Source organism: Pseudomonas sp. B23(2017) (assembly GCF_002113725.1).
Taxonomy (GTDB): Bacteria; Pseudomonadota; Gammaproteobacteria; order Pseudomonadales; family Pseudomonadaceae; genus Aquipseudomonas; species Aquipseudomonas putida_Z.
Genome location: NZ_NEJM01000016.1, coordinates 132,557 through 150,939 on the forward strand (window position 1 = coordinate 132,557; position 18,383 = coordinate 150,939).

Genomic DNA, 18,383 nt, shown 5'->3' on the forward strand with positions numbered 1-18,383 from the left:
TACCCGCGAAGAGGCCAGCACAGGCCAACCTAGACTCTGAAGGCCCGCACCGCCCGGTTCAGTTCACCGCCCAGGCTCAGCAACTGCTCGCCTTGCTCGCGCCCCTCGCCAATGCGCTGCAGGTTGTCCTCACCCAGCTCGTGAATCCGCTCGCTGTGGTCGCGAATCTCGCTCACGGCACCACTCTGCTGCGCCGTGACATCGGCAATCCGCACCGCAGTGTCCGAAATGGTGCGAATGGCACAGACAATCTCGTCCAGCGCCCCATCCGCCGCCTGGGCCTGGTTGGCCGTGGCCTCGGCATGCTCAAGCTGCGCACGCATCCCGGCCACCGAACTTCTGGCTGCCTGCTGCAAGCGGTCGATCAGTGCCTGAATCTCGCCGGTCGCCCCGGTGGTGCGCTGTGCCAGCGAACGCACCTCATCGGCCACCACGGCGAAACCACGGCCCATCTCACCGGCGCGGGCCGCTTCGATCGCGGCATTCAGCGCCAGCAGGTTGGTCTGCTCGGCAATCGAGCGGATCACCGTCAGCACGCCACCGATGGTGGCCGACTCCTCCGCCAGTTGCTCGATCATGCGGGCGTTGCCCTGCACCTCGTCGACCAGCTCACGCAAGCCTGACAGGCTCTGGCCGATCACCGCCTGGCCCTGCTCCACTGCACGCCCGGCATCGCGGCTGGCGTCGGCTGCGGCACTGGCGTCGCCAGCTACTTGCTGGATGGTCGCTTCCAGCTCACCCAAGGCATCGCGGATCTGCCCGGTGTCGCCGGCCTGGCGTTCGGCGCCGTCATGCAGGGCGGCGCTCATGCCGGCCAGGGCGTGGCTGCTGCCAGCCACCTGCTCGGCGTTGTGGCGGATGGTGCCGACCAGCTCCACCAGGTACTGGCGCAGGCGGTTGAGCGATTCCTGGATGTCGCGCAGTTCGCGGTTGGTCCTGCCCAGGGCGATGGCCTCGGCGAAGTCACCCTCGGCCCAGCGCGAAAGGGCCGGGGCCAGGCCGGTCAGGGTGCGCGCCAGGCGGCGTTGCAAGGTGTCGATCAGCAGGGCGATAAGCAGGATCAGGCCGATCATCAGGCCCTGGATGATGCGCACTTCGCCGGCAATTTTCCCATGCTGGGCGCGTACCTCGGGCTCCAGCGCCGCAATGGCCTGTTGCACGGCCTCCAGGCGTTGGCCGGTGCTGGCCGCCAGGGCGACGCGGCGCTCGATCTGTTCGCGGGTGCGCTGCAGTTCGGCCGGGTAGCGGCCGAGCAGGCTCTGCAGTTCGCGCTTGAGGCCGACGGCAATGTCTTCCTGCTGGGCGGTGGCCTGGGTTTCCAGGCCCATCATCGCGGCGAAGTCGTCGGCCCCGGATTCGGCGCTACGGGTTACGCCCAGCAAGGGCAAGGCGTCGATCGCCTGGGCCTGGGCACGGATCAGTTGCAGTTCGCGCTCCACTTCGTCGGCCAGCTCCGGGCGGCCGCTGCTGACCAGCTTGTCCCGGGCCAGCGACAGGCGACCGAGGTGCACGGTGGCGTCGAGCAGTGGCACCAGGTAGCGGTTGGCGTCGGCGCTGCCGCTGTCGCGGGCGTAGCCGGCCAGTTGTTCGAAGTTGGCACCCAGTTCCCGCTCGGCCTGCAGCAGCAGGGCTTGCGGGTCGCCGGCCAGCTTGCCGGCGGCCAGCAGCTCCGCGGCGGTAAAGGCCTGCAGGCTGTCCAGGCTGGGGCGCAGTTTGTCTGCCAGTTCGCTGGGCCATTCGGCCAGCGCGGCCTGCAGTTGCTGGTTGGCCTCCATCGCCGCGGCGTGGCGCAGGGCATCGCCGCTGCCCAGGTACGCCTGGATGTTGCGGGCCGCATGGTTCTGGAACTGCTGTGACAGGCCCAGGTAGCGCTCCATCAACTGGTAGGGGCGCTCAAGGGCCCGCTGCGACCACCAAAGGGTGGCGCCCAGGGCGATACACACGGTTACCAGCAACAGGGTGTTGAAATTGGTCAGCCACTTCAGGCGCATAGCCGCGAGCTTCCTGCGGGGGAGGGGGAGGTCGGTGGCTGAAGTTATTGCGATTTTGTGACGGGGTGATGACGACAGGGGGTTGGCGCCATAAAAAAGTGGCACAGTGCCTCCATGTCAATCTGTGCCGGCCTCTTCGCGGCTAAAGCCGCTCCCACAGGGACTGCGCAATCCCTCAGTCCGGTGGATTACCTGTGGGAGCGGCTTTAGCCGCGAAGAGGCCGGCACAGGCAAAGCCTGATTCAGGGCTCTACACGCACCACACAATTACGCCCGGCATGCTTGGCCCGATACAGCGCCTCGTCCGCCGCACTGGCCATGGTCAGCGCATCCAACCCCTCATCCATTTGCACCACCCCGGCACTGAAGGTGCACTGCAAGTCCCGTGGCTGCGCCGGGTAGAGAATCTCGGCAAAGCGCCGCCGGATTTCGTCCAGCACCTTGTGCGCCGCGTCCAGCGCGGTATTGGGCATGACAATGGCGAACTCTTCACCACCGTAACGGCCAATGAAATCGGTCTTGCGCAAGCGCTGCTTGAGAAACAGCGCCAGGCTCTTGATCACCCGGTCGCCCATGGGGTGGCCATGACGGTCGTTGATCTTCTTGAAGTGGTCGATGTCGAGCATGGCAAAGCTCAACGGCTGCTGCTCGCGACGGGCGCGGAAGCTGCAATCTTCCAGCAGTTGCAGGATGTGGGTGTGGTTGTACAACCCGGTCAGGCTGTCGCGCACCATGCGCGCCTTCAGGTGCCGGGCGCGGGCGGCGCGGTTGCGCACGGTGGTGATCAGGTGGCGTGAGCGAAATGGTTTGGTCAGGAAGTCATCACCGCCTTCGCTCATGGCATCCAACTGCTTGTCCAGGTCGTCCTCGGCAGACAGGTAGATGATCGGCACGCTCACATAACGGTCGCTGTGGCGGATCACCTTGGCCAGCTCAGGGCCGGTGCAGGCCGGCATGTACAGGTCGAGGATGATCAGGTCGGGCTGGAAGTCGGCCAGCTCGGCCATGGTGCGGATCGGGTCGGTCAGGCTGCGGGTGATCATGCCGGCACTGGCCAGCACGCGCTCGGTGTACAGCGCCTGGGTGCGTGAGTCGTCGATGATCAGCACGCGCATCGGGTCATGCTGGGTGGCATTGGTCAGCAGTTCGACCTTTTCCAGCAGGCTGGAGGCTTCCAGGGTGCCGGTGAGGAAGTCCTGGCCACCGGCGCGCACGGCGGCCAGGCGGGTCGGGGTGTCGGTTTCGTGGTGGCTGAAGAACAGCAGCGGTATATGCCGGGCCAACCCCTGCTGCACCTGGGCAGCGAGCAGCAAGCCTTGGCCGGCACCGTTGAAGTCGACATCCATGATGATGGCCGAGGGCGGGTATTCGCCGATCGAGGCCTGAAACGCCGCGGCGCTGGCCAGCGCCTGCACCACCAGGCCAAAGAATTCCAGTTGCTGGGCCAGGCGCTGGGCACGTTCGTGGTCCTGCAGCAGGATATACACCGGCTTGCGCAGGGGCGGCAGCAGCACCTGGTCGAGCGGGTCGTCCTTGCGCAGGCCGCTACGCGTCAGCTGTTGGGCGGGGCACAACGGGCTCGGCTCGGCTGCTTGGCTCATGTCCTGGCTACTTGTAGGTTGGGGTGTGCAGGGGCGATGATGGCTCTATGCTAGCAGTTCTTTTCAGGCGCGTGAGTGCGCTGCATCAACAAAGCGGCCAGAACGAATATTCAGTTGCTGACCGATTGGTCGCTTATGCGTAAGGCGGTGTCTGCTTTATAGTGCTGCCACGCGGGCTTGCCGTGGCACCCTGGCGCAGGCCTGTGGTCCAAGCCCCTGAACCGTCGTGACTGATTAAGGACAAAGCCATGCTGGACTGGAAAAACCGCGAGGCCAAAGCCGAGCCCCGCGAGCGTGTCGACGGCCGTGGCGCCGCCGCCCGTAGCTACCTTGGCGGCCTCTGGAGCCGTGCCCTGGGGACCCTGATCGGGTTGTACCTGCTGGTGTGTATCGGCCTGGGCTGGTACTGGAGCCAGGAGCCGGAGCTGTTCCCGGTGCAGCAGAACGCCCAGGCCGCAGCCGAGCGTACCGGCCAGCAGATGGTGGTGGGCTACACCACTATCGAAACCCTCAAGACCGTGGCCGGCACCTTGCTGAACAAGCCCGGTGGCTACATTTCCAACGACCGCTTCCCGCCAGGGCTGTGGATGGACAACATGCCGAGCTGGGAATATGGCGTGCTGGTCCAGGTGCGCGACCTGTCCCGTGCCCTGCGCAAGGACTTCGCCCGTTCGCAGTCGCAGTCGACCGAAGACGCCGACCTGGCCAAGGCCGAGCCGCGTTTCAACTTCGACAACAAGAGCTGGATCCTGCCATCGAGCGAGTCGGAGTTCGAAGAGGGCATCAAGTCGCTGACCCGCTACCAGACCCGTCTGGCTGCCGGCGACAAGGGCGCGATCTTCTACACCCGTGCCGACAACCTGAACAACTGGCTGGGTGATGTGGCCACCCGCCTGGGCTCGCTGTCGCAGCGCCTGTCGGCCAGCGTTGGCCGGGTCAAGCTCAACACCACGCTGAAGACAGAGTCGCTGGTCGCCGGCCAGGCACCGCAGGTGGACGAGGAGCTGGTGGAAACCCCATGGCTGCAGATCGACAACGTGTTCTACGAAGCCCGTGGCCAGGCCTGGGCGCTGTCGCACCTGCTGCGCGCCATCGAGGTGGACTTTGCCGACGTGCTGGCGAAGAAGAACGCCACGGTCAGCGTGCGCCAGATCATCCGTGAGCTGGAAGCCTCGCAGGAAGCCCTGTGGAGCCCGATGGTGCTCAACGGCAGCGGCTTCGGCATGTGGGCCAACCACTCGCTGGTCATGGCCAACTACATTTCCCGGGCCAACGCGGCGGTCATCGACCTGCGTCAGCTGCTGTCGCAGGGTTGATGATGGCGATCAGCCCGAACGAGGCCGCCCACCGGGCGGCTTCCGACCGAGAACTGGTCACCTGGGTGGACGAAGCCGACCAGGTGCTGGGTGCCTTGCCCCGCGCCGAACTGCGCGAGCGCGGCCTGATCGGGCGTTGCACGTTCATTCTGCTGTTCAACAGTGCCGGTGAACTGTGCGTGCACCGGCGCACCCTGAGCAAGGCGCTGTACCCGGGGTACTGGGATGTGGCGGCAGGCGGCATGGTGACGGCCGGGGAGGCGTATGCCGATTCGGCGGCGCGGGAGCTGGCCGAGGAGCTGGGGATCGACGGTGTGGAGCTGCGTTTTCATGAGCGGTTCTACTTTGACCAGCCAGATAACCACTTGTGGTGTGCGGTGTATTCGGCGGTGTCGGATGCGCCGTTGCGGTTACAGCCGGAAGAGGTGATCGAGGCACGCTTCATTGGCCTGGAGCAGGCTGAGCAAGAAAGCCTGACCAAGCCGTATTGCCCGGACTCGTTGGCGGCGTTGCAGCGCTACAAAGCCAGCCTCAAATAGATGCGTGGCCCATGCCGGCCCCTTCGCGGGTAAACCCGCTCCCACAGGGATTTCACAGGTCGTGAAACCTGCGCAGTACCTGTGGGAGCGGGTTTACCCGCGAAGGGGTCGCAAAACATTCGCAAAATGCCGCATTCCAGTACTTAGCAACAGCCGGATTTATCGTTACACTGCGCGCCCTTTTCGGGCTGCCGCAGGTCTTGCGGTGGTAGCGCCGCCCCTGCCAGAGTGGGGCTTCGCGGTCGGGCTCAACCCCCTGGGGCCGACCAGTTTTTGTCCTCAGCACAGAGGAACAAAAGTGGCCAAGAAAGCTTCTTCCTTCGCCGCCCTTGGCGGTCTCGTTTACTCCACCGACACCGGTCGGCACTGCCCCGACTGTAGCCAGCCGGTGGATGCCTGTACCTGCAAGCAGCAGGTCATCCCCGAAGGCGATGGCATTGCCCGTGTGCGCCGCGAAAGCAAGGGCCGCGGCGGTAAGACCGTGACCACCGTCACCGGCGTGCCGCTGCCGCTCGATCAGCTCAAGGAGCTGGCCTCTACCCTCAAGCGCCGCTGCGGTACCGGTGGCGCCCTGAAGGATGGGGTCATCGAAATCCAGGGCGACCATGTCGAACTGCTGATCGGTGAGCTGACCAAGCAGGGCTTCAAGGCGAAAAAATCCGGCGGCTGATGCGGCCACGCGATTTTTTGCCCAGTGCTTTCTAAACTCGTTGCCGTGACCAGGGTCTACCCGAGGGCACGGACGAATCGTCATTTTTGGCTTTTACACTGCGCCCGCCTCCTTGCGGGGCAGTGTCTTCGACTTATCTATAGGGGACTTGAATGTCCGTACGACGCACACGCAAAGACGATGGTAGCCAATGGACCGTGGCCGACAGCCGCAGTGTTTATGGTATCCGCCATTGGGGCGCTGGTTATTTCGCCATCAATGAAGCCGGGCGCGTCGAAGTACGCCCCAACGGCCCCAAAAGCGCACCGATCGACCTGTTCGAACAGGTCGACGAATTGCGCCAGAGCGGCCTGTCGCTGCCATTGCTGGTGCGCTTCCCCGACATTCTGCAAGACCGCGTGCGCCAGCTGACCGGCGCCTTCGATGCCAACATCGCGCGCCTGGAATACCAGAGCAAGTACACCGCGCTGTACCCGATCAAGGTCAACCAGCAGGAAGCGGTGGTGGAAAACATCATCGCCACGCAGAACGTCTCCATTGGCCTGGAAGCCGGCTCCAAGCCCGAGCTGCTGGCAGTGCTGGCGTTGGCGCCGAAGGGCGGCACCATCGTCTGCAACGGCTACAAGGACCGCGAGTTCATCCGCCTGGCGCTGATGGGCCAGAAGCTCGGCCACAACGTGTTCATCGTCATCGAGAAAGAGTCGGAAGTGGCCCTGGTGATCGATGAGGCTGCCGAGCTCAAGGTCAAGCCGCAGGTCGGCCTGCGCGTGCGCCTGTCGTCGCTGGCCTCGAGCAAGTGGGCCGACACCGGTGGCGAGAAGTCCAAGTTCGGCTTGTCCGCCGCCCAGCTGATCTCGGTGGTGCAGCGCTTCCGCGATGCCGGCCTGGACCAGGGTATCCGCCTGCTGCACTTCCACATGGGTTCGCAGATCGCCAACCTGGCCGACTACCAGCACGGCTTCAAGGAAGCCATCCGTTACTACGGTGAGCTGCGTGCGCTGGGCCTGCCGGTCGACCATATCGACGTTGGCGGTGGTTTGGGCGTGGACTACGACGGTACCCACTCGCGCAATGCCAGCTCGATCAACTACGACATGGACGACTACGCCGGCGTGGTGGTGGGCATGCTCAAGGAGTTCTGCGACGCGCAGGGCCTGCCGCACCCGCACATCTTCTCCGAGAGCGGCCGTTCGCTGACCGCGCACCACGCCATGCTGGTGATCCAGGTGACCGACGTCGAGAAGCACAACGACGACGTGCCGACCATCGAGAACAAGGAAGCCCTGCCCGAGACCGTGCAGTGGCTGGTCGACCTGCTCGGCCCGACCGACATCGAGATGGTGACCGAGACCTACTGGCGCGCCACCCACTACATGGGTGACGTGGCCGCGCAGTATGCCGATGGCAAGATCAGCCTGGCCGAGAAGGCCCTGGCCGAGCAGTGCTACTTTGCCGTGTGCCGCCGCCTGCACAACTCGCTGAAAGCCCGCCAGCGCTCGCACCGCCAGGTGCTGGACGAGCTGAACGACAAGCTGGCCGACAAGTACATCTGCAACTTCTCGGTGTTCCAGAGCCTGCCGGACACCTGGGCCATCGGCCAGGTACTGCCGATCATCCCGCTGCACCGCCTGGACGAAGAGCCGATGCGTCGTGCCGTGCTGCAGGACCTGACCTGCGACTCCGACGGCAAGATCAACCAGTACGTCGACGAGCAGAGCATCGAGACCAGCATGCCGGTGCATGCGGTGAAGGAGGGCGAGGACTACCTGCTGGGTGTGTTCCTGGTCGGTGCCTACCAGGAAATCCTCGGTGACATGCACAACCTGTTTGGTGACACCGACTCGGTGAACATCTACCAGAACGCCGACGGTAGCGTGTACCACGCCGGTATCGAGACCCACGACACCATCGAAGACATGCTGCGCTATGTGCACCTGTCGCCGGAGGAGTTGATGACGCACTACCGTGACAAGGTGGCCAGCGCCAAGATCACTGCGCGGGAGCGGACCCAGTTCCTGGATGCCCTGCGCCTTGGTCTGACCCGGTCTTCGTACCTGTCGTCATAATTGCCAGGCCGCTCCCGCTTTTTTGTGGGAGCGGCCTTGCGTCGCGATATGAGGGCGAAGCCCTCACCGCGTCATACCTGGTAATGGTCCAGTCCTCGCCTATCGCATCAGCGCCGCTACCTTTGAATGCAATGTTCAAAGGAGGACGACATGGAAAGTCCCGGCTCCCATCGTTTACGTAGTGGCCGAGTGTCCGAACCAGGGCGTCTCTACCTGCTCACCACGACCACCCGCAACCGAACACCGTTGTTCAAAGACTTCTTGTTCGCCAGAACAGTTATCCAGCAATTGCGGCTCAGCGAAGAGCGCAAGGCGTGTCGGTCTCTGGCGTGGGTCTTGGTGCCGGATCATCTTCACTGGCTTGTCGAGCTTGGGCCGTCGACCCTGGGTAGGCTGATGTGCGAGTTCAAGTCCAGAAGCAGTTGTGCGCTGTACAAGGTGGGGGCTGAAAGGCGGCATATCTGGCAGACCAGCTTTCATGACCGGGCTTTGCGCCGCGAGGAGGATGTGAGGGCAGTGGCGCGCTACATCATAGCGAATCCCATTCGGGCTGGCCTGGTGCGGCGGGCTGGTGATTATCCACATTGGGATTGTGTGTGGCTGTGAATCCGCAGGTGAGGGCTTCGCCCTCATTTCGCGACACAAGGCCGCTCCCACAAAGTCCTGCGTACGCCGATCAATGTGGGAGCGGCCCCGGCATTACTGAACCCAAAGCCCTTTTTCCTGCAACCGCCACCCCACCCACCCCAACGTCACCGCCCGCAACCCCATGAACCCGAGAAACGCCAACCACAACCCATGGTTGCCGAACCCCCTCATGGCCACAGCCAGTGGCAGCGCAATCACCACCGACACCAACATCGCATTACGCATCTCCCGCGCCCGGGTCGCGCCAATGAACAAGCCATCCAGTAAATAACTCCACACCGCGATCAACGGCAGCAATGCCAGGTACGGCAGGTACGGATAGGCCGCTGCCCGCACACTTTCGATGTCGGTCTGCAAATCGATGAACAGGTGCCCGCCCAGCAGGAACAACCCGGCAAACCCCAGGCTGGTGATCAGCGACCAGCCACAGGCCACCACCAGCGAGCGGCGCAATGTGTCGCGGTCGCGGGCGCCAATGGCATGGCCGCACAGGGCCTCCACCGCATGCGCCAACCCGTCGAGCGCATAGGCAGTCAGCAGCAGGCCGTTGAGCAGCAGGGCATTGGCCGCCACGGTGGCTTCGCCCAGGCGAGCGCCCTGTACGGTTATCAGCAGGAACACCAGTTGCAGCGCCAGGCTGCGCAGGAAGATGTCGCGGTTCACCGCCAGCAGCGGCCGCCAGGCCTGCCAGCGCTTGAGCGCCGCCCACACGATCTGCCCCGGGTAGGCGCGCAGGGCCGGGCGGGTCAGGGCCAGGCCGAGCAGGGCGGCGCTCCACTCGGCAATCACCGACGCCCGCGCCGAGCCCAGCACGCCCCAATTCAGGCCAAGCACGAACCACAGGTTCAAGGCGATGTTCAGCAGGTTGGTGGTCAGCAGGATGGCCAGCGGCGCCCGCGCGTTCTGGGTGCCGAGGAACCAGCCGACCAGGGCGTAGCTGGCCAGTGCCGCGGGCAGGCCGAGCAGGCGGGTATGGAAGAAGTCTTCGGTGGCTTGCTGCAGGGCCGCACTAGGTTGCATCGCCTGCAGCGCCAGCTGGCTGAAGGGCAGGGCCAGCAGGCCGATCAGCAGGGCGAAGCCGACCGCCAGCAGCAGCCCTTGTACCAGCACCTGGCGCAGCGCTGCACCGTCGCCACGGCCGGCGGCCTGGGCGGCGAAGCCGGTGGAGCCCATGCGCAGGAAGCCCATCAGGCCGACCATGAAGGTGAACAGCGTGGCGCCCACGGCTACGGCACCCAACTGGTGGGCGTGGGGGAGGTGGCCGATGACCGTGCTGTCGACCAGGGCTACCAGCGGCACGGAGATGTTGGACAGGATCATCGGCGCGGCCAGGGCCCAGACCTTGTGGTGGGTGGGGCGGTGCTGCCAGTCGGCGGTCAGTGAGGTCATCGGGTGTCCTGGGGAATCCTGGGGCTGCTGCGCAGCCCTTTCGCGACACAAGGCCGCTCCCACAGGTGGCGTGCAAACTGGAAGCCTGTGCAGTACCTGTGGGAGCGGCCTTGTGTCGCGAAAGGGGCGCAAAGCGCCCCCGCTTTTCTAAATTGCCAGCAGTGTACCGGCCATGCAGTCAATTCGCGCGACCATAGTTGCGCTATAGTTGCTGCCCTCACGTACACGCTGCCAAAGAGTTCTACTCCATGTTCAACAAAGGATTGTTGCTGGCCTGCGCGCTGGCTATGCTCAGTGCCTGTGACTCTTCGACGCCGGGCAAGCCGGCGCCATCCGAAAAGCCGGCGGCCACAGCGCCCGCTGCCACCCCGGCACCCCAACGCGAAGACCCGGCCGTACTCGCCAAACGCTACGAGGGCCGCGAGCTGACGGTGCTGGATGTTTCCGAAGTGCAGCTCGATGGCGCCGCGACGCTGTCGATCAGCTTCTCCGCGCCGCTGGATGCCAAGCAGGACTTCGCCAGCAAAGTGCACCTGGTCGACACCGTCAAAGGCAAGCTCGACGGCGCCTGGGAGCTCTCCGACAACCAGATGGAGCTGCGCCTGCGCCACCTGGAGCCGCAGCGCAAGCTGGTGCTGACCGTCGACAAGGGCCTGCTGGCGGTCAATGGCAAGCAACTGGACAGCGAGTCGATCAGCCGCCTGGAAACCCGTGATATGCAGCCGACCATCGGCTTCGCCAGCCGCGGTTCGCTGCTGCCCACGCGCCTGGCCGAGGGCCTGCCGGTGATCGCCCTCAACGTCGACAAGGTCGATGTCGAGTTCTTCCGCGTGAAGCCGGACATGCTCTCGACCTTCCTGGTCAACTGGGGGCGCAACAGCAGCCTGTACTACTACCAGTCCAAGGAAACCCTGGACATGGCCGAACTGGTCTACAGCGGCCGCTTCGACCTCAACCCCGCACGCAACACCCGCGAGACCGTGCTGCTGCCGATCGCCGGCATCAAGCCGCTGCAGGAGCCAGGCGTGTACCTGGCGGTGATGCGAGCCTCGGGCACCTACGACTACTCGCAACCAGCGACCCTGTTCACTCTTAGCGACATCGGTGTGTCCGCGCATCGCTACCGCGACCGCCTCGATGTGTTCGCCCAGGCCCTGGAAGGTGGCAAGGCGATGAACGGCGTGAACCTGGAAATCCATGACGACAAGGGCAAGCTGCTGGCCCAGGCCAGCACCGATAGTGATGGCCACGCCCAGCTGCCGATCACGCCCAAGGCCGACACCTTGATCGCCACCCAGGGTGTGCACACCACCCTGCTGCGCCTGAGCAGCGCGGCGCTGGACCTGGCCGAGTTCGACATCACCGGCCCGCAGGCCAACCCGCTGCAGTTCTTCATCTTCGGCCCGCGTGACCTGTATCGCCCCGGTGAAACGGTGTTGCTCAACGGCCTGCTGCGCGACCAGGACGGCAAGCCGGTCAAGGCGCAGCCAGTGAGCGTGGAAGTGCGTCGCCCGGATGAGCAGGTCAGCCGCAAGTTCGTCTGGGAAGCCGACGGCAATGGCCTGTACCAGTACCAGCTACAGCTGGCCAGCGAGGCCCCGACCGGCCGCTGGCAACTGCTGCTCGACCTGGGCGGCGGGCGCAAGCAGGTGTATGAATTCCTCGTCGAAGACTTCCTGCCCGAGCGCCTGGCGCTGGAACTCAAGGGCAGCAGCAAACCGTTGTCTCCGGATCAGGATGCGCGCATCCAGGTCAATGGCCGTTACCTCTACGGCGCCCCGGCTGCCGGCAACCGCCTGAGCGGCCAGGCCTATGTTCGCCCGCTGCGCGAGGCGGTACCGGCGCAGCCGGGCTACCAGTTCGGCTCGGTCACCGAAACCGAGCTGAACCAGGACCTGGAGCTGGACGAAGTCACCCTCGACCAGGCCGGCAAGGCCGTGGTCGATATCGAAAGCCGCTGGGCCGAAGCCCGCTCGCCGCTGCAACTGACCGTACAGGCCAGCCTGCAGGAGTCCGGTGGCCGGCCGATCACCCGGCGCCTGGAACAACCCATCTGGCCGGCCGAGCGCCTGCCAGGCCTGCGTGGCCTGTTCGACGGCGAGGAAACCGACAGTGACGGGCCGGTGGAGTTCGAGTTCCTGGTGGCCGACCGCAACGGCAAGAAGCTGGCAGCCAACGACCTCAAGGTGCGGCTGGTACGCGAGCGCCGCGACTACTACTGGAACTACTCGCAGAGCGATGGCTGGAGCTACGCCTACAACGAGAAGTTCCTCACCCAGAGCGAAGAGACCGTCAGCGTCAAGGCCGGCTCCACCGCCAAGCTGAGCTTCCAGGTGGAATGGGGCCCCTACCGTGTCGAGGTGGAGGATCCGGAGACGGGCCTAGTGTCCAGCTCGCGCTTCTGGGCCGGCTACCGCGCCCAGGACAACGCCGAAGGCGGCGCGGTGCGGCCGGACCAGGTCAAGCTGGCGCTGGACAAACCGGCCTATGCCGACGGCGCTACCGCCAAGGTCACCGTCACCCCGCCCGCAGCCGGCAGTGGCTACCTGATGATCGAGTCCAGCGATGGCCCGCTGTGGTGGCAGGAGATCGACGTGCCCGCCGAGGGCAAGACGTTCGACGTGCAGCTGGACAAGCAGTGGGCCCGCCACGACCTGTACATCAGCGCGCTGGTGATCCGCCCGGGTGAGCGCAAGGCCAACGCCACGCCGAAACGCGCGGTGGGCGTGCTGCACCTGCCGCTGAACCGCGCCGAGCGCAAGCTGGCGGTGAGCCTGCAGGCGCCGGAGAAAATGCGCCCGAAACAGCCGCTGACCGTGAAGGTCAAGGCTGCAAATGCCGATGGCAGCGTGCCGAAACAGGTGCATGTGCTGTTGTCGGCGGTGGATGTGGGCATCCTCAACATCACCGACTTCAAGACCCCCGACCCGTTCGCCAGCCTGTTCGGGCGCAAGGCTTACGGTGCTGACCAGCTGGATATCTACGGCCAGTTGATCGAAGCCGGCCAGGGCCGCCTGGCCAGCCTGGCATTTGGTGGCGACGCGGCGATGGCCAAGGGTGGCAAGCGCCCCAACACCACGGTGACCATCGTCGCCCAGCAGAGCCTGCCGGTGACCCTGGACGACAAGGGCGAGGGCCAGGCCACGGTCGATATCCCCGACTTCAATGGCGAACTGCGGCTGATGGCCCAGGCCTGGACCGAGGAACAGTTCGGCATGGCCGAAGGCAAGACCGTGGTCGCTGCGCCGCTGATCGCCGAGCTCTCGGCACCGCGGTTCCTGGCCGGTGGCGACCGCACCAGTCTGGCGCTGGACCTGGCCAACCTGTCGGGCCGTGCCCAGCAGCTGAACGTTGAAATCAGCACCGAAGGGCAGCTGAGCCTGGCGGCCAACGCCGTGCAGAACGTTGCCCTGGCTGAAGGCCAGCGCTCGACGCTGATGATCCCGGTACAGGCCCAGGGAGGCCTGGGGCAGGGCAAGGTGCATGTGCGGGTCACTGGCCTGCAACTGCCGAACGAGCCGACCGGCGCGTTCGAGCGCGAGTGGACGCTGGGCGTGCGCCCGGCCTACCCGGCGATGCTCAAGCACTACCGCGTGGCCTTGAAGGACCAGCCATGGACCCTGCCTGAAGCGGACCTGGCCGCCTTCGAACCCGCCGGGCTTGAAGCCAGCCTGGCCTTGTCGAGCCGGCCACCGCTGAACCTGGCCGAGCAGATCCGTGCCCTCGAAGCCTACCCCTACGGTTGCCTGGAGCAGACCACCAGCGGCCTGTACCCGTCGCTGTATGCCGATGCCGACAGCCTCAAGCGCCTGGGCATCAAGGGTGAGCCTGCCGATGTGCGCAAGCGCAAGATCGAGATGGGTATCGAGCACCTGCTGGGCATGCAGCGCTACAACGGCAGCTTCGGCCTGTGGAGCTCGGACAGCGAAGAAGAATACTGGCTGACCGCCTATGTCACCGACTTCCTGCTGCGCGCCCGTGACCAAGGCTATGGTGTGCCGGCCGAAGCGCTGAAGAAGGCCAGCGAGCGCCTGCTGCGTTACCTGCAGGAGCGCAACCTGATCGAAGTCGACTACAGCGAGAACGCCGAACACACCCGCTTCGCCGTGCAGGCCTATGCGGCATTGGTGCTGTCGCGCAGCCAGCAGGCGCCGCTGGGTGCCCTGCGTGGCCTGTTCGAACGCCGCGCCGACGCCCGCTCTGGCCTGCCGCTGGTGCAACTGGCGGTGGCGCTGGACAAGATGGGCGACAAGCCGCGTGCCGAGCAGGCCCTGCAGGCGGGGCTGGGCATCAGCCGCGGTAAAGGCTGGATGGCCGACTATGGTAGCGCCCTGCGCGACCAGGCACTGATCCTGGCGCTGCTGCAGGAAAGCAACCTGGCCAGCCGCCAGGTCGACCAGCGCCTGTTCGCCCTGTCGGATGAACTGGCGGCCAACCGCTGGCTGTCGACCCAGGAGCGCAATGCGCTGTTCCTGGCCGGCCGTGGCCTGCTGGGCAAGCCGGAAGGCCAGTGGCAGGCGCGCCTGGACAGCGCGGGCGAAGTGCGCGAGTTCAACAATGCCGAGGCAGGCATGAAGCTCGAAGGCCCGTTGCTGGCTTCGCCATTGAGTGTGCAGAACCAAGGCAGCGAAACGCTGTACCAGCAACTGACCTTGTCGGGTTACCCACGCCAGGCGCCTGCGGCCGGTGGCAACGGCATGCAGATCCGCCGTGAGTACCTGGGCATGAATGGCCAGCCGTTGGACCTGCACAACCTGCGCAGCGGCGACCTGGTGCTGGTGCACCTGGCGCTCAAGGCTGAAGACCGGGTGCCGGATGCGCTGGTGGTGGACTTGCTGCCGGCAGGCCTGGAGCTGGAGAACCAGAACCTGGCGCAGAGTGCCGCCAGCCTGGACAACGCCAGCAGTGCGGTGAAGGAATGGCGCGAGTCGATGCAGAATGCCAGCGTGGTGCACCAGGAGTATCGCGATGACCGTTACGTCTCCGCGCTCAAGCTGGACAGCTACGGCACCACCCACCTGCTGTACCTGGCTCGGGCAGTGACCCCGGGCACCTACCGCGTGCCGCCGCCGCAGGTCGAATCGATGTACCGGCCAAACCTGCAGGCCGTGGGGGATGGGCAAGGGGAGATGACCGTAAAAGCCCGCTAAGGCGACGCGGTCTGTTGTAGGAGCGGCCTTGTGTCGCGATTGGGCCGCAAAGCGGCCCCAAAGCCTGAGCACGCGGAGCAAAAGGTCGACCGCGTCGCCAGCTTTTGCGGCCGCTGCGCGCCCGATCGCGACACAAGGCCGCTCCTACAGGAACGGTGCCGTACTTAGTGAATCACCCAGCTCATCACCCACAACCCCAGCAGCAGCCAGATGATCCCGAGGATGATCGAGGCGCGCATGAACGCGCGGATTGCCGAGTACAGCAGCACCAGCCCGATGATCAGGGCGAGGATGCTGAGCAGCGAGGTCTCCATGCCCAGGGTGCGCGCCAGGCCATCGATGAAATTGCCTCCGGCACTGGCCAGCAGGTTGAACAGCCCGCTCAATGCGTCGACGATGAAGCGGATCAACGACCCCAGCGCCTGGCCCAGCCACTCGAAAAAACCTTCTACATGCATAGTTGCTTCCTGATGAACGAATCGGCGATGTTGCCGTTCCCAAGCCTTTGGCCATCACCTGGCCAGGTCGGTTCCCGATGCCAAGCTTAACGCGGCCGCGTACCCGTGCGGGCAGGCTGTTGCGCACCACGGTGATCGGCATGCTGGTGCTGTTCGGCCTGCTGTGGTTGGCCGACCGCCTCTGGCCGCTGCCCATGCCCGGCGACGACCTGGCCCGCGTGGTGCTGGCCGAGGACGGCACGCCGTTGTGGCGCTTTGCCGATGCCGATGGCGTGTGGCGCTACCCGGTCAGCCCCGACGAGGTTTCGCCGCTGTATCTGCAGGCGCTGCTGACCTACGAGGACCGCTGGTTCTACAGCCACCCCGGGGTCAACCCGTTGGCCCTGGCCCGCGCTGCCTGGCTGAACCTGCGTGGCGGGCGTGTGGTGTCGGGCGGTAGCACGCTGTCGATGCAGGTCGCGCGCCTGCTCGACCCGCATGAACGCACCCTGGCCGGCAAACTGCGCCAGCTGTGGCGCACGGCGCAGCTGGAATGGCATTTGTCCAAGCGCGAAATCCTGCAGATCTACCTGGACCGCGCGCCTTTCGGCGGCACCCTGCAGGGCGTGGCGGCCGCCAGTTGGGCATACCTGGGCAAGTCGCCCATGCACCTGACCCCGGCCGAAGCGGCGCTGCTGGCCGTGCTGCCCCAGGCGCCCAGCCGCCTGCGCCCGGACCGTCACCCCGAGCGTGCCCAGCGCGCCCGCGACAAGGTGCTGCAACGCCTGGCCGAATACCAGGTGTGGCCGGCCCAGCAAATCCGTGAGGCAGGTGAAGAACCGCTGGTGCTGGCGCCACGTCAGGAACCGGCCCTGGCGCCGCTGCTGGCCCGGCGCCTGAACAGCGCCGACAGCCCGCCGCTGATCCGCACCACGCTCGACGCCGCGCTGCAGCGTCGCCTCGAAGACCTGCTGCTGGGCTGGCGCGCACGGCTGCCGGAGCGCACCTCCGCCGCCATCCTGGTGGTCGATGCGCAGACCATGGCGGTGCGTGCCTACCTGGGCTCCATCGACCTGGCCGACGAGCGCCGCTTCGGGCATGTCGACATGGTGCGTTCGTTGCGCTCGCCGGGCTCCACCCTCAAGCCGTTCCTCTACGGCATGGCGCTGGATGATGGCCTGATTCATTCCGAGTCGCTGCTGCAGGATGTGCCGCGACGCTATGGCGACTATCGCCCCGGCAACTTCTCCATGGGTTTCAGCGGACCGGTGTCGGCCAGTTCGGCGCTGGCGCTGTCGCTCAACCTGCCGGCGGTGCAGCTGCTGGAGGCCTACGGCCCGAAACGCTTTGCCGCGCAACTGCGCATGGCGGGCATACCGCTGATACTGCCGCCCCTGGCCGAGCCCAACCTGTCGTTGATCCTGGGTGGGGCGGGCAGCCGCCTGGAGGACCTGGTGGGTGGCTACGCGGCTTTGGCGCGGGGTGGCAACAGTGCGCGGGTGCGCCTGCAACCGCAGGATCCGTTGCTGGAACGGCGCCTGCTGTCACCAGGGGCTGCGTGGATCATCCGGCGTATCCTCAGCGGCCAGGCGCGCCCCGACCGCGACCCGCATGCCGAGCTGGTACAACGCCCGCAACTGGCCTGGAAAACCGGCACCAGCTACGGCTTTCGCGATGCCTGGTCGATCGGCGTGGGCCCGCGCTACCTGATCGGCGTATGGATCGGCCGCCCCGACGGCACACCGGTACCCGGCCAATTCGGGCTGGCTTCGGCGGCGCCGCTGATGCTGCAGGTGCACGACCTGCTGAGCAACCGTGACAGCCAGCGTGGCATCGGCGTGCCGGTGGAGCGGGTGCCGGCCAATGTCAGCGTGGCGGCGATCTGTTGGCCGTTGGGCCAGCCGATGAACAAACAGGACCGCAACTGCCGGCGTCAGCGTTTCGCCTGGACCCTGGACGGCACTACCCCGCCAACCCTGCAGGCCGCCGACCAGCCACTCGGCCTGGGCCTGCGCGAAAGCGTATGGGTCAACGACCAGGGGCTGCGCGTCGATGGCAGTTGCCCGGGCGCCAAGGCCCGCGATATCGCCCTATGGCCCGCCCCGCTGGAGCCTTGGCTGCCACGTGTGGAGCGGCGTGCGGCGCGCCTGCCGGCCATCGACCCAGCCTGCCCGCCGCAGGTGCCGGCCAGCGCGCCTCCGCTTTCGATCGTGGGCGTGCGCCCGGGCGACAACCTTCGCCGCCCGGCCACCAGCAGCGAACCGTTGCAACTGTATGTGTCGGCGCTGGGCGGCGGCGGGCGGCGCTGGTGGTTCCTCAACGGCCAGCCATTGGGCGAAACCCAGGGGCAGGACAGCCTGCTGGTGCGCTTCCAACAGGTAGGCCAGGCGGAAATCAGCGCGCTGGATGAAAGCGGCGAGACGGCGCGCGTGGTGTTCCAGGTCAGCGAGTAGCCGTTCGACGAGGGCCGGGGCAGCACCTACGCTTGCAAGTAACGGGTGTGATCGGCTGGCGCCCCTGATGCCTGTCAGTCAAGCAATTTGGGGCCGCTTTGCGGCCCTTCGCGGGCACGCCCG

11 protein-coding genes are annotated in these 18,383 nt (G+C 65.9%); 7 read left to right on the plus strand and 4 right to left on the minus strand.

Annotated features, from left to right (window positions below):
- Nucleotides 1-29: 29 nt before the first annotated feature.
- Together CAG46_RS22805 and CAG46_RS22810 are read right to left on the minus strand one after the other, a co-directional pair.
- Nucleotides 30-1,991 (minus strand): methyl-accepting chemotaxis protein, encoded by a 1,962-nt coding sequence (locus tag CAG46_RS22805; protein ID WP_085617857.1) that lies wholly within the window; start codon nucleotides 1,989-1,991, stop codon nucleotides 30-32.
- Nucleotides 1,992-2,233: 242 nt separating this feature from the next.
- On the minus strand, nucleotides 2,234-3,592 hold the full coding sequence (locus tag CAG46_RS22810) for a diguanylate cyclase (RefSeq protein ID WP_085617859.1): 1,359 nt from the start codon (nucleotides 3,590-3,592) through the stop codon (nucleotides 2,234-2,236).
- 248 nt (nucleotides 3,593-3,840) lie between these two features.
- On the opposite strand from CAG46_RS22810, the gene CAG46_RS22815 reads away from it, so the two are divergent.
- The 5 genes from CAG46_RS22815 to CAG46_RS22835 all read left to right on the plus strand — a co-directional run bounded on the left by CAG46_RS22815 (nucleotide 3,841) and on the right by CAG46_RS22835 (nucleotide 8,789).
- Nucleotides 3,841-4,908, plus strand: a complete 1,068-nt coding sequence (locus CAG46_RS22815) for a DUF2333 family protein (RefSeq protein ID WP_013970713.1) — start codon at nucleotides 3,841-3,843, stop codon at nucleotides 4,906-4,908.
- A gap of 2 nt (nucleotides 4,909-4,910) precedes the next feature.
- Nucleotides 4,911-5,447, plus strand: a complete 537-nt coding sequence (locus tag CAG46_RS22820) for an NUDIX hydrolase (protein ID WP_085617861.1) — start codon at nucleotides 4,911-4,913, stop codon at nucleotides 5,445-5,447.
- A 298-nt stretch (nucleotides 5,448-5,745) separates the two neighbouring features.
- Nucleotides 5,746-6,117, plus strand: coding sequence for a translation initiation factor Sui1 (locus CAG46_RS22825; protein WP_003257057.1), 372 nt, complete (start codon nucleotides 5,746-5,748; stop codon nucleotides 6,115-6,117).
- A gap of 152 nt (nucleotides 6,118-6,269) precedes the next feature.
- The gene (gene speA, locus CAG46_RS22830) at nucleotides 6,270-8,183 is read left to right on the plus strand and encodes an arginine decarboxylase (protein WP_025337567.1); all 1,914 of its coding nucleotides are present in this window, start codon (nucleotides 6,270-6,272) and stop codon (nucleotides 8,181-8,183) included.
- A 150-nt stretch (nucleotides 8,184-8,333) separates the two neighbouring features.
- Nucleotides 8,334-8,789, plus strand: a complete 456-nt coding sequence (locus tag CAG46_RS22835) for a transposase (RefSeq protein WP_085617863.1) — start codon at nucleotides 8,334-8,336, stop codon at nucleotides 8,787-8,789.
- Nucleotides 8,790-8,882: 93 nt separating this feature from the next.
- Here CAG46_RS22835 and CAG46_RS22840 read toward each other — a convergent pair whose 3' ends face one another.
- Nucleotides 8,883-10,220, minus strand: a complete 1,338-nt coding sequence (locus tag CAG46_RS22840) for an MATE family efflux transporter (RefSeq protein WP_085617865.1) — start codon at nucleotides 10,218-10,220, stop codon at nucleotides 8,883-8,885.
- A gap of 248 nt (nucleotides 10,221-10,468) precedes the next feature.
- Between CAG46_RS22840 and CAG46_RS22845 the strand changes: the two genes are divergently transcribed.
- Nucleotides 10,469-15,370, plus strand: coding sequence for an alpha-2-macroglobulin (locus tag CAG46_RS22845; protein ID WP_085617867.1), 4,902 nt, complete (start codon nucleotides 10,469-10,471; stop codon nucleotides 15,368-15,370).
- Between the two features lie 164 nt (nucleotides 15,371-15,534).
- Here CAG46_RS22845 and CAG46_RS22850 read toward each other — a convergent pair whose 3' ends face one another.
- Entirely contained in the window at nucleotides 15,535-15,828 is a 294-nt protein-coding gene (locus CAG46_RS22850) for a hypothetical protein (RefSeq protein ID WP_025337571.1), read from the minus strand.
- A 77-nt stretch (nucleotides 15,829-15,905) separates the two neighbouring features.
- Between CAG46_RS22850 and pbpC the strand changes: the two genes are divergently transcribed.
- Nucleotides 15,906-18,260 carry a peptidoglycan glycosyltransferase PbpC gene (gene pbpC / locus CAG46_RS22855; RefSeq protein WP_085617869.1) on the plus strand — a complete coding sequence of 785 codons (2,355 nt, stop codon included), beginning with the start codon at nucleotides 15,906-15,908 and terminating at the stop codon, nucleotides 18,258-18,260.
- Nucleotides 18,261-18,383 lie beyond the last annotated feature (123 nt).

What these genes read in the sequence shown, in the direction of transcription:
- CAG46_RS22805 (WP_085617857.1), bottom strand. Translation starts at nt 1,991, where the DNA reads ATGCGCCTGAAGTGGCTGACCAATTTCAACACCCTGTTGCTGGTAACC.
- CAG46_RS22810 (WP_085617859.1), bottom strand. Translation starts at nt 3,592, where the DNA reads ATGAGCCAAGCAGCCGAGCCGAGCCCGTTGTGCCCCGCCCAACAGCTG.
- CAG46_RS22815 (WP_013970713.1), top strand. Translation starts at nt 3,841, where the DNA reads ATGCTGGACTGGAAAAACCGCGAGGCCAAAGCCGAGCCCCGCGAGCGT.
- CAG46_RS22820 (WP_085617861.1), top strand. Translation starts at nt 4,911, where the DNA reads ATGGCGATCAGCCCGAACGAGGCCGCCCACCGGGCGGCTTCCGACCGA.
- speA (WP_025337567.1), top strand. Translation starts at nt 6,270, where the DNA reads ATGTCCGTACGACGCACACGCAAAGACGATGGTAGCCAATGGACCGTG.
- CAG46_RS22835 (WP_085617863.1), top strand. Translation starts at nt 8,334, where the DNA reads ATGGAAAGTCCCGGCTCCCATCGTTTACGTAGTGGCCGAGTGTCCGAA.
- CAG46_RS22840 (WP_085617865.1), bottom strand. Translation starts at nt 10,220, where the DNA reads ATGACCTCACTGACCGCCGACTGGCAGCACCGCCCCACCCACCACAAG.
- CAG46_RS22845 (WP_085617867.1), top strand. Translation starts at nt 10,469, where the DNA reads ATGTTCAACAAAGGATTGTTGCTGGCCTGCGCGCTGGCTATGCTCAGT.
- CAG46_RS22850 (WP_025337571.1), bottom strand. Translation starts at nt 15,828, where the DNA reads ATGCATGTAGAAGGTTTTTTCGAGTGGCTGGGCCAGGCGCTGGGGTCG.
- pbpC (WP_085617869.1), top strand. Translation starts at nt 15,906, where the DNA reads ATGCCAAGCTTAACGCGGCCGCGTACCCGTGCGGGCAGGCTGTTGCGC.